General features: G+C 63.0%; 9 protein-coding genes. All 9 read left to right on the plus strand.

From position 1 onward, the window contains the following. The coding region (gene rseP, locus VMA74_RS17345) for an RIP metalloprotease RseP (RefSeq protein ID WP_325369229.1) at positions 1-1,076 on the plus strand (1,076 nt) is incomplete at its 5' end. 221 nt (positions 1,077-1,297) lie between these two features. After that, positions 1,298-3,742: an outer membrane protein assembly factor BamA gene (gene bamA / locus VMA74_RS17350; protein WP_325369231.1), complete on the plus strand. Its 2,445-nt coding sequence runs from the start codon at positions 1,298-1,300 to the stop codon at positions 3,740-3,742. A 133-nt stretch (positions 3,743-3,875) separates the two neighbouring features. Beyond that, positions 3,876-4,904 (plus strand): UDP-3-O-(3-hydroxymyristoyl)glucosamine N-acyltransferase, encoded by a 1,029-nt coding sequence (gene lpxD, locus VMA74_RS17355; RefSeq protein WP_325369233.1) that lies wholly within the window; start codon positions 3,876-3,878, stop codon positions 4,902-4,904. Further along, on the plus strand, positions 4,897-5,370 hold the full coding sequence (gene fabZ / locus VMA74_RS17360) for a 3-hydroxyacyl-ACP dehydratase FabZ (protein WP_325369234.1): 474 nt from the start codon (positions 4,897-4,899) through the stop codon (positions 5,368-5,370). The genes lpxD and fabZ overlap by 8 nt, the downstream gene beginning before the upstream one ends. Then, complete coding sequence (lpxA, locus tag VMA74_RS17365) at positions 5,367-6,140, plus strand: acyl-ACP--UDP-N-acetylglucosamine O-acyltransferase (protein ID WP_325369236.1); 774 nt, start codon at positions 5,367-5,369, stop codon at positions 6,138-6,140. The genes fabZ and lpxA overlap by 4 nt, the downstream gene beginning before the upstream one ends. A gap of 57 nt (positions 6,141-6,197) precedes the next feature. Next, positions 6,198-7,412 (plus strand): lipid-A-disaccharide synthase, encoded by a 1,215-nt coding sequence (lpxB, locus tag VMA74_RS17370; protein ID WP_325369238.1) that lies wholly within the window; start codon positions 6,198-6,200, stop codon positions 7,410-7,412. A gap of 92 nt (positions 7,413-7,504) precedes the next feature. Continuing rightward, on the plus strand, positions 7,505-8,080 hold the full coding sequence (gene rnhB / locus VMA74_RS17375; protein WP_325369244.1) for a ribonuclease HII: 576 nt from the start codon (positions 7,505-7,507) through the stop codon (positions 8,078-8,080). Between the two features lie 220 nt (positions 8,081-8,300). After that, positions 8,301-8,492, plus strand: a complete 192-nt coding sequence (locus tag VMA74_RS17380; RefSeq protein WP_325369240.1) for a hypothetical protein — start codon at positions 8,301-8,303, stop codon at positions 8,490-8,492. Positions 8,493-8,634: 142 nt separating this feature from the next. Then, a partial coding sequence (gene dnaE, locus VMA74_RS17385; protein ID WP_325369242.1) for a DNA polymerase III subunit alpha occupies positions 8,635-11,465 on the plus strand: 2,831 nt, incomplete at its 3' end.

Raw genomic sequence — 11,465 nt, forward strand, 5'->3', positions numbered from 1 at the left:
AGCCGCTCTGGAAACGCATCGCCATCGTGGCCGCCGGTCCAGGCTTCAATATCATCTTCACCATCGCCGCGTTCTGGCTGATGTTCGTGCTCGGCCGCACGGACGCCGCGCCGATAGTTACCGCCGCGCCGCAGAGCATCGCCGCGCAGGCCGGCATCCAGGCCGGTGATCGCCTGCTCACCGTGGGCGGCGCACCGGTCAGCACCTGGACCGACTCCCTGGATGCCATCGCCAACGGCCTGCTGGGCCGTACGCCACTGGCGATAACCGTACGTGGCGCAGATGGCACCCAGCGAGCGCTGGTGCTACCGCTCAATCGCCTGCCAGCGGGCGAGGACCTGGCCCAATACATGGGCAAACTGGGCCTGCAACTCGCTCCGCCGCCGGCCATCGCCGCCACCGTAACCCCTGAGGCGCCCGCCGAACAGGCCGGCCTGCATGCAGGCGACCGGATTGTGCGAATCAACGGCCACGCCGTAAAGGACTTCTACGATCTCGGCGATCAAATCCAAGCAGCTGCATCGAAATCGCCGGTGTTGTCCGTGGATGCCGAGCGCAACGGCAAACCGATGAGCTTCACGGTCAAAGCGCGCATGCAATCGGAAGGCGGCTCAACGCCACGCTGGGAGATCGGGATCAGTGCCCAGCCCTCGGAATTGGCCATCCAGCATTACGGTCCCATCAAGGCGCTCGCCGAATCGCTCGCCATGACCTGGCAGCGCACCACCGACACCTTCACCATGGTCAGCAAGATGGTCACGGGTGAGGCATCGACGAAAAACCTGTCCGGGGTCATCGGCATCGCCCAAGCTGCCAACATGTACGCCCAGGCCGGCCTGGACCGCTTCCTGGAATTCCTCGGCCTGGTGTCGCTCAGCCTGGCCATCATCAACCTGTTGCCCATCCCGGTCTTGGATGGCGGCCACCTGCTGTATTACCTTATCGAGCTGATCAAAGGCAGCCCGGTCAGCGAGCGGACCATGATCGCGGGCCAGTACGTGGGCATCGCCTTGCTGTTCACGCTGATGGGGCTGGCGTTCTACAACGACATCCATCGCATCATCCTGCCCTCGTGATACGGATGCGCACCGCCTGCAACCTGCGATGGTTGAGTGGCTGGCCGCAATCGTTCTATCACGTGGCAAACCTCTCGTCCTGCGTGGCACCCGGTGTTTTTGCCGGCGCTGCCATCGCAAGTGGGGGGAACAACATGAGGCCGGGATGACACCGGCTTTGGAAAAAATGCAGCGGGATGGCCAGATGGCCGTCCCGTCCGAATAACACAACGGAATCGACGATGAAGCGTATCGCCGCCCTGATCCTGCTTGCCTCCCTCTCCACCAGCGCGTTCGCGCTGGAACCCTTCGTCGTTTCCGACATCCGCATCGAGGGCCTGAACCGCATTTCCGCGGGTACCGTGTTCAACTACCTGCAGATCAACAAGGGCGACCGGCTTACCACCGATGAAGCCCAGCAGGCCATCCGCGCCCTGTACAACACCAAGTTCTTCAGCGACGTGGAACTGGACCGCGACGGCAACATCCTGGTGATCAAGGTGACCGAGCGCCCGTCGATCGCCAAGCTGAACATCCGCGGCAATCACGACATCAAGACCGACGACCTGAAGAAGGGTCTGAAGGACATCGGCCTGGCCGAGGGCGAAACCTTCGATCGACTGGCGCTGGACCGCGTACAGCAGGAGCTGATCCGCCAGTATTACAACCGCGGCAAATACAACGTGTCGGTGATCCCGCACGTCACCAAGCTCGATCGCAACCGCGTGTCCGTCGATATCGAGATCCGCGAAGGCAAGGTCGCCAAGATCAAGGAAGTGAACATCGTCGGCAACACCGCCTTCACCGACAAGGAAATCGAGAAGGGCTTCGAATCGGGCACCACCAACTTGCTGTCGTGGTACTCCAAGAACGACCAGTACTCCCAGGACAAGCTCTCCGGCGATCTGAAGAAACTGCAGTCCTACTACATGGATCGCGGCTACGCCGACTTCAGCATCGATTCCACGCAAGTCACCATTGCGCCGGACAAGCGCGCGATGTACATCGCCGCCGACGTAGTCCAAGGCGATATCTACCATATCTCCGGCACCCACCTGCTCGGCCAGCTGATCCTGCCGGAAGAGACGTTGCGCAAGCTGGTGTTCGTGAAGGACGGCGACCTGTTCAACCGTCGTGCGGTCGAGGCCACCTCCGACTCGATCAAGGCATTGCTGGCCAACATCGGCTACGCCTTTGCCAAGGTCAACTCGGTGCCCAAGCTCGACAAAGAGCACAAGACCGTCGACGTCACGTGGTACATCCAGCCCGGTCCGCGCGTGTACGTGCGCCGTGTGATCTTCCAGGGCAATACACGCACGGAAGACGATGTGCTGCGCCGTGAAATGCGCCAGCTCGAAGGCTCCTGGTATTCGCAGGCGGCGATCGACCGCTCGAAGATCCGCCTGCAACAGCTGGGCTTCTTCAAGACCGTGAAGATCGACAAGCAGACCGTACCCGGCAGCGACGACGAAGTCGACCTGACGGTGAAGGTGGAAGAACAATCCGCCGGCAGCCTGACCTTCGGCGTGGGCTATTCGCAGTACTCGGGCATCATCCTGTCCAGCTCGGTATCGGAGAACAACTTCCTCGGCACCGGCGACCGCTTCACCATCGGCGCGGAGCGCAGCGATTATCTCACCTCGATCAACGCGGGCTATTACAACCCGTACCTGACCGAGAACGGCATCGGCATCGGTTACAACGCCACCTTCTCGAAGGCCGATTACAGCAGCCTGGGTGACCAGTACGCCAGCTATTCGAACAGCACCAAGTCGCTCTCCACCACCCTCGGCGTCCCGATCACCGACTTCGATCGCCTGAGCGCCAGCCTCGGTATCGGCAGCACCAAGATCAACACCTACGAAGGCTACACGCCGCAGGTGCTGGTCGACTACATCAACGCGCTGGGCCATCAGACCATCCACACCTGGACCGGTTCGCTGAGCTGGGTCCACGACACGCGCAACTCGTACTGGGCACCGACGCACGGCGGCCAGCTGACCGCCGGCGTGAACGTGGCGCTACCCGGCTCCACCGTGCAGTACTGGACCTTTAACGCCGAAGCCAATCACTACTGGCCGCTCTGGAAGGGTTTCGTGCTGTACCTGGACGGCAAGGTCGGCTACGGCGATACCTATGGCAATCAGAAGTACGCTGATACCACCTCCGATTACGCGCCGGCCAGCGGCGGGAATTCTCAAGTCGGCTACAAGGCTGGCCAGACCATCGCCTTCCCGTTCTGGATGAACTTCTATGCGGGTGGCGTGACCGACCTGCGCGGCTTCCAGGACAACACCCTGGGTCCGCGCGCTTGCGGCGGCGCCAATACCGATGGCACGCCCATCAAGCCCTCCCCCACCGGTTTTTGCGCCAACAGCCCGTATTACTATGCGCAGCCGATCGGCGGCGCCTTCAAAGTGCTGGGCACGGCGGAGGTGTACCTGCCGCTGCCGTTCCTCAAGGACATCAATACCGCCCGTGTCTCGCTCTTCATGGATGTGGGCCAGGCCTACCAGAACGTGCAGAACTTCAGCGCCAAGCAGCTCGATGCCTCCGTAGGTATCTCGCTGCACTGGCAGGCGCCGATCGGTCCGCTGATCATCAGCCTGGGCACGCCGATCCGTACGCAACCCGGCGACAGCCAGTACGAAGAACGCATCCAGTTCACCTTCGGCAGCCAGTTCTAAGGCGGCCCGCAAGGATCACCCGAAGCAAGCGCGGCCATGCCGCGCTTTCTTTTGTAGCCCGCGGATGCCACCGCAAAATGATGCATGCCGCAGGGACCGCACCCTACAATGCGGCGGTTGCCTGGAGCCCTGGATGAGCACGACCCAATACAGCGTCGCCGAACTTGCCGAACGCTTCGCCCTGGAATGCCGTGGCGATGGTGCACGCATCATCGACGGCGTCGGCACGCTGGCCGGCGCAGGGCCAAGCCAGCTCAGCTTTCTATCCAACAGCAAATACACCGCACAACTGGCCGCTACACGTGCCGGCGTGGTGGTGCTTCATCGCGAGGCGGCCGAGAGTTGCCCCACCGCCGCATTGATTGCCCGTGATCCCTACGTGGCCTACGCGCACATCGCGGCGCTGTTCGAACGCCTTCCCGCGGCAGCGCCAGGCGTGCATCCCACGGCCGTCGTGGCGCCGGGCGCACGCATAAGCCCATCCGCGAGTGTTGGACCGTGCTGTGTCATCGACGATGGCGCGGTAGTGGAGGACGGCGCGGTGCTCGGCCCGCACTGCATCATCGGCCCGGATTGCATCGTCGGCGCGCAATCGCGACTGGTCGCACGCGTGACGCTGGTGATCCGCGTGACGCTGGGTAAACGCGTGCTGGCACATCCCGGCGCGGTGATAGGTTCGGATGGCTTTGGCCTCGCCTTTGATCGCGACCACTGGGTGAAGCTGCCGCAACTGGGTGGGGTGCGCATCGGCGACGACTGCGAAATCGGCGCCAATACCACCATCGACCGCGGCGCTCTGGACGACACCGTGCTGGAAGAAGACGTGCGCCTGGACAACCAGATCCAGATCGCCCACAACGTCTACATCGGCGCACATACCGCCATGGCCGGCTGTGCCGCCGTGGCCGGCAGTGCGAAAATCGGCCGTTATTGCATGATCGGCGGCAACGCCGGCGTGCTCGGCCATCTCGAAGTGGCCGACCGGGTTACCATTACGGCCAAGAGCCTGGTGACGCATTCGATTCGGGAGGCCGGCGAGTATTCCTCCGGGGTGCCGCTGCAAGAGAACCGACAGTGGCGCCGCAATGCTGCGCGCTTCAAGCACCTGGACGAGTACGCGCGCCGATTGTCGGCGCTGGAAAAGGATAAGAACGATGACTGACAACACCACCTCGATCACGCTGCCGGTGGGCGTGGAGCAGATTCGAGAACTGCTCCCGCACCGCTATCCATTCCTGCTGGTGGATCGCGTGATCGAGATCGTGCCCGAACAAAGCGTGGTGACACTGAAGAACGTCACCATCAACGAACCGTTTTTCAACGGCCATTTCCCCAGCCACCCGGTGATGCCCGGCGTGCTGATCGTCGAGGCGATGGCGCAATCGGCCGGCCTGCTCACCCAGATCAGCTCGCGCCTGAAAGGCGGTTCGGCCAGCCCCCTGTTCTATCTTGCCAAGGTCGACAACGCCCGCTTCAACGCGCCCGTGATACCGGGCGACCAGTTGCGCATGGAAGTGAAGCTCAAGCGCCTGCTGCGCAGCATGGGTCTGTTCGAAGCGCGCACACTGGTGGATGGCCGCGAAGTGGCTAGCTGTGAATTGATGTGTGCGGCGAGGTCGGATAAATGATTCACCCGACCGCGCAAATCGATCCCTCGGCCGTCATCGGCAACCATGTCAGCATCGGCGCCTTCACCGTCGTCGGCGCCGAGGTGGAAATCGGCGACAACACGCTGATTGGGCCGCACGTGGTCATCCAGGGACCCACCAGGATCGGCCGCGACAATCGCATTGCGCAGTTCGCCTCGCTCGGTGGCGATCCGCAGGATATGAAGTACGGCGGCGAACGCACGGAACTGGTGATCGGCGACCGCAACCTGATCCGCGAATTCGTCACCATCAACCGCGGCACCGGCGAAGGCGGCGGCGTCACGCGCATCGGCAACGACAATTGGCTGCTGGCCTACGTACACGTTGCGCACGATTGCAAGATCGGCAACCACACCATCTTCTCCAACTACTCGGCGTTGGCCGGCCATGTGGAAGTCGGCGACTGGACCGTATTCGCCGGCTATTCCGGCGCGCACCAGTTCTGCAAGGTCGGCGCGCACGCCTTTATCGCCATGGGCTGCCTGCTTGGCGCCGATGTGCCGCCGTTCCTGATGATGGCCAACGACCAGGCCGGCCGGCCGCGCGGGCTCAACACCACCGGTCTCAAGCGCCGCGGCTTCGAGCCGGAACGCATCACCGCGATCAAGCGCGCCTACCGCACGCTCTACACTTCCGGCCTGTCGCTCGCCGAGGCGCGCGAACAACTCGTCGCCCAGGCCAAGGAAAGCGAAGACGTGCGCGCCATGCTGGAGTTTCTGGAACGCAGTGAGCGCGGGTTGGCAAGATGACGATATGCGCCCCGCATATCGTCAAATCAGACACGGGCTTCGGCTCCAGATGTCACCATGCACGTTGATGCCGCAGCTCCGCTAATTGTCCTCATCGCCGGTGAAGACTCCGGCGACCAACTGGGCGCGGATCTCATCGCGGCACTACGCCGGCACTACCCGCAGGCACGCTTCGCCGGTATCGGCGGCCGCCGCATGCAGGAGCATGGCTTCGAATCCTGGTACGACATCCGCGAGCTCTCGCTGTTCGGCTTTGCCGAGGTGATCAGCCATTTGCCGCGACTACTGAAGCTGCGCAAGGAACTGATCGCGCGCCTGCTCAAGGCCAAGCCTGCCATCGTGGTCGGCATCGATGCACCCGATTTCAATCTCGGCCTCGAACGCCGCTTGAAGCAAGCAGGCTTGCGCATCGTGCACTATGTCAGCCCGTCGATCTGGGCCTGGCGCGAAAAGCGTGCCGACAAGATCGGCCAGAGCGTGCATCGCGTGCTGTGCCTGTTCCCGATGGAACCGCCGATCTACGCACGCCACGGCATTGATGCCCGCTTCGTTGGCCATCCGCTGGCCGATCGCTTTCCGCTCGTGTCCGACCGCGTGCCCGCGCGCCGCGCGCTGCAATTGCCGCTGGACGTGCCGGTACTGGCCCTGCTGCCGGGAAGCCGCCATTCCGAGCTGGAACGCATGGGCGCGATCTTCCTGGATACGGCACGGCGAATGGCGGCCGCCATCCCTGGCTTGCGCATCGTGATTCCCGCCGCGAATTCGCGCGCGCTGGCCACGCTCAAGACCATGCTCGGGCGGGGACCGCGCGACGAAACCGCGCCGATCCTGCTCGACGGCCACGCCCACGAGGCGATGCTCGCCGCCGACGTCGTGTTGCTGGCTTCGGGCACGGCGACGCTGGAAGCCATGCTCGCCAAGCGACCGATGGTGGTGGGTTATCGCGTATCCCCCTTGAGCTATCGCATCGCGCGTTTGTTCAACATGCTCAAGACCGACGTCTACGCCCTGCCCAACATCCTTGCCCGCGCCTGCGGCCTGGGCCGGGACGCGCTGTTGGCGCCCGAACTGATGCAGGACGACTTCACCGCCGAAAAGCTCGCGCAGGCCACGCTGCAATTGTTCCGCGACAGCGAGCGGCGTGGCGCCGTCGTCGCGGCCTTCGAACAACTGCACGAAGCCCTGCGCGGCCATTTGCCGGGGCATGCCGGCGATCATGCGGCGGCAGCGATCATTGAATTGATCGACGCCCCGGCTACGATGACGCGCTGAAACCCGGATTTCCCGTCATGGATATTGCCGAAGCCGCTCGACCATTACCTGCATCCGCCACGCAAGCCGCCCATGCAGTCATCCAGCAGGTTATGGTTGCGGGCGTGGACGAAGCCGGCCGCGGCCCGCTGGCAGGCCCCGTGGTCGTGGCGGCGGTGATCCTCGACAAGCGGCGCCGCATCAAAGGCCTGGACGATTCCAAAAAACTCAGCGAGGCAAAACGCGAGGCGCTGTTCCCACTGATCGTGGAACGCGCGCTGGCATACAGCGTGGTGGTGATCGAGCGCGAGGAAATCGATCGCATCAACATCTTCCAGGCCACCATGGTGGGTATGACCCGTGCCTTGCGCGGCCTGGCACCCGCCGCGACCGAAGCGTTGATCGACGGTAATCAACTGCCGCGGGACCTGCCCTGCCCTGCCCGCGCCATCATCGGTGGCGATGCGTTGGAACCGTCCATCAGCGCCGCGTCGATTCTCGCCAAGGTCAGCCGGGATCGCTTGATGGTCGCGATGGATGGGCACTATCCGGGTTACGGTTTTGCCGCGCACAAGGGCTATTCGACGCCCGGCCATCTGGCCGCATTACAACGGCTAGGCCCTTGCGCCGAACACCGGCGCAGCTTTGCGCCGGTCAAACTGCTGCTCGACCAGGGCCGGCTATTCTGAATACGCTGAACGTACGCAAGACGTTTTTTCAAACTGTGCGACATGCACCAGACCCTGCAACCTTGCCTATTGCGCGCGCATCAGAGCAGGTATAGGAATGGACTCGGAACGCCGCTGCGTCGGCATGTAAAGCAAACGCAGCGCTCATCCTGCAGGGACGCGCCATAACCGTCCGATGCTCACGCGACCCATCAGACATCGGGCTTTCGAGGAGGGTGTCATGATGCTTCCTTTCCGTCGCCGAACACCCACATCAACCACCCAGAAGCGCACACCCAAGACCGTGCCGCCACCCGACGTCACCGAACTGCACCTGCAGCACGTCGACTACAACTTGCGGCCACTGAATGTGGAAGGTCTTTCGCATTACATCGAGCCGATCGTGGCGGATGAACGCTTCAGGGTGCATTGATTGGGGAAGCGGGAATCGTAAGAGCGCGGTCCGGCAAGCTTGCGGCTCTTAACCCGTTACGGTTGATGATTCCCGGCTCTTGTCAACGCTTGCCCACACCCCACCAGCTCGCTAGGCTGAGCCATTGCTTCGCGTGCGAGCCATGTCCGTCCGTTTCGCTCATCTGCATCTGCACAGCGAGTATTCGCTGGTCGACTCGACCATCCGCATCAAAGCGCTGGTGGCTGCCTCCGTGCAGGCGGGTACGCCTGCTGTCGCACTCACCGATGAGTGCAACATGTTCGCCCTGGTGAAGTTCTACAAGGCCTGCAGCGCGGCCGGCATCAAGCCGATCGGCGGTTGCGACCTGTGGATCAGCTCCCCGGACGATCCGCGCCCATGGCGCATGACCGTGCTGTGCCAGAACCACGACGGTTATCTCAACCTTTCCCGCCTGGTTTCCCGTGCCTGGCGCGAAGGCCAGCAAGGTGGCCGCGCACTGGTCGACGCGGCATGGCTCACGCCGAATGCGACGAACGGCCTGATTGCGCTGCTGGGCCGCGAAAGCGAAGTGGCCCGCACCGCCGTCAACCAGGGCACGGACGCCTCCGCGCCGCGCCTACACCTGCTGACGAACCTGTTCCCTGATCGCCTGTACCTTGAACTCACGCGCTGCGGCCGCGAAGGCGAAGAAACCTGGAACAACGCAGCACTGACGCTTGCCACCCGTCATGATCTGCCGGTGATCGCCAGCAACGACGTGCGCTTTCTGAAGCAAGAAGACTTCGAAGCGCACGAAGCACGCGTTTGCATTCACCAGGGCCGGGTGCTGGCCGATCCCAAACGCCCACGTGATTACAGCGAGCAGCAATACCTGAAAACGCCCGCGCAGATGGCCGAGCTGTTCGCGGACCTCCCCGAGGCGCTGGAGAACACGGTTGAGCTGGCCAAGCGCTGCAATCTGGAACTCAGCTTCGGCACCTACTACCTGCCGAACTTCCCGGTGCCGGAAGGTCACGATCTGGCCAGCTACATCCGCGAGATCGCACGCGAAGGCTTGAAGGAGCGCCTCGCCAGCGCGCCCCTGGCGCCGGGCCACACGCTCGCCGATTACGAGGCGCGCCTGGAACGCGAGCTGGACGTGATCATCAAGATGGGCTTTCCCGGCTACTTCCTGATCGTGGCGGACTTCATCAACTGGGGTAAGCAGCACGGCATTCCAGTCGGTCCGGGCCGCGGCTCGGGTGCCGGTTCGCTGGTGGCGTGGGTGCTGAAGATCACCGATCTCGATCCACTGCAATTCAACCTGCTGTTCGAGCGATTCCTGAATCCCGAGCGCGTATCGATGCCGGACTTCGACATCGACTTCTGCATGGATCGCCGCGACGAAGTGATCGATTATGTCGCGCGCAAATACGGCCGCGACCACGTCAGCCAGATCATCACCTACGGTTCGATGGCCGCGAAGGCGGTACTGCGCGATTCCGGCCGCGTGCTCGGCATGGGCTACAACCAGGTCGACCGTATCGCGAAACTGATTCCGCCGCGCCCGCTCGATCTCACGCTTTCCGATGCGCTGGGCCGTTCGGAAAAATCGCAGAAAGAAACCGATCGCGTGGTCAAGGAATTCTGCGATCTCTACGAACAGGATGAAGAAGCCAGGTCGCTGATCGATCTGGCGCTGAAACTGGAAAGCCTCACCCGTAACGCCGGCAAGCATGCCGGTGGCGTGGTGATCGCCCCGACACCCCTCACCGATTTCGCCCCGCTGTATTGCGAAGCCGGCGGCGGCGGCGTGGTAACCCAGTACGACAAGGACGACGTGGAAGCTGTCGGCCTGGTGAAGTTCGACTTCCTCGGCCTGCGCACGCTCACCATCATCGATTGGGCGGTGAAGGCAATCAACGAACGGCGCGCGCAAAGCGGTGAGTCTCCACTGGATATCGCCGCCCTGCCGCTCGACGATCCCGCGCCGTACGAACTGCTGAAAAAAGCGCAGACCGTCGCGGTATTCCAGCTCGAATCCTCCGGCATGCAGCGCATGCTCAAGGATGCAAAACCCGACCGCTTCGAAGACATCATCGCGCTGGTGGCGTTGTATCGCCCCGGCCCGATGGATCTCATTCCCAGCTTCGTGGCGCGTAAACACGGCCGCGAGGAAGTGGAATATCCCGACCCGCGCGTCGAGCCGATCCTGAAAGAGACCTACGGCATCATGGTCTACCAGGAGCAGGTGATGCAGATGGCGCAGATCGTCGGCGGCTACTCGCTCGGCGGCGCTGACCTGCTGCGTCGCGCGATGGGCAAGAAGAAAGTCGAGGAAATGGCGAAGGAGCGGGCCAAGTTCCGCGAAGGCGCCGCCAAGGATGGACTTAGCGGCGAAAAGTCCGACTCCATCTTCGACCTGATGGAAAAATTCGCCGGCTACGGCTTCAACAAGTCGCACGCCGCCGCCTACGCGCTGGTCTCCTATCAGACCGCGTGGCTGAAAGCGCACTACCCCGCCGAGTTCATGGCCGCGACGATCTCGTCGGACATGGACAACACCGACAAGGCGGTGACCTTCCTCGACGAATCACGTGCGATCGGCCTGACCATCCTGCCGCCGGACGTGAACGCTTCCGAGTTCATGTTCGTGGCGGTCGAACCCAAGGTGATCCGCTATGGCCTCGGAGCCATCAAGGGCGTGGGCCAGGGTGCTTGCGAGGCGATCGCCGACGAATGCCGCAAAGGCGGCGCATACAAGGACCTGGCCGATTTCTGTCGCCGCGTCGATTCCACCAAGCTCAATCGCCGTGTGCTGGAAGCCTTGATTCTCTCCGGCGCACTGGACGCGCTGGCGCCCAACCGCGCCAGCCTGATGTTGCAACTGCCCAATGCGATGAAAGTCGCCGAGCAGCATCTGCGCGACCGTCAATCCGGCCAGAACGACATGTTCGGGTCCTTCGCGTCTGATAAGAGCGGGGGCACGACGGCCCCCGTGGTGCAGGTCGA

Source organism: Dyella sp. (assembly GCF_035508675.1).
GTDB lineage: Bacteria > Pseudomonadota > Gammaproteobacteria > Xanthomonadales > Rhodanobacteraceae > Dyella_B.

Bases quoted from the DNA above. Each gene is read 5' to 3' on its own strand.
- fabZ (WP_325369234.1), top strand. From the start codon at position 4,897: ATGACTGACAACACCACCTCGATCACGCTGCCGGTGGGCGTGGAGCAG.
- rnhB (WP_325369244.1), top strand. From the start codon at position 7,505: ATGGTTGCGGGCGTGGACGAAGCCGGCCGCGGCCCGCTGGCAGGCCCC.
- VMA74_RS17380 (WP_325369240.1), top strand. From the start codon at position 8,301: ATGATGCTTCCTTTCCGTCGCCGAACACCCACATCAACCACCCAGAAG.
- lpxD (WP_325369233.1), top strand. From the start codon at position 3,876: ATGAGCACGACCCAATACAGCGTCGCCGAACTTGCCGAACGCTTCGCC.
- lpxB (WP_325369238.1), top strand. From the start codon at position 6,198: ATGCACGTTGATGCCGCAGCTCCGCTAATTGTCCTCATCGCCGGTGAA.
- lpxA (WP_325369236.1), top strand. From the start codon at position 5,367: ATGATTCACCCGACCGCGCAAATCGATCCCTCGGCCGTCATCGGCAAC.
- bamA (WP_325369231.1), top strand. From the start codon at position 1,298: ATGAAGCGTATCGCCGCCCTGATCCTGCTTGCCTCCCTCTCCACCAGC.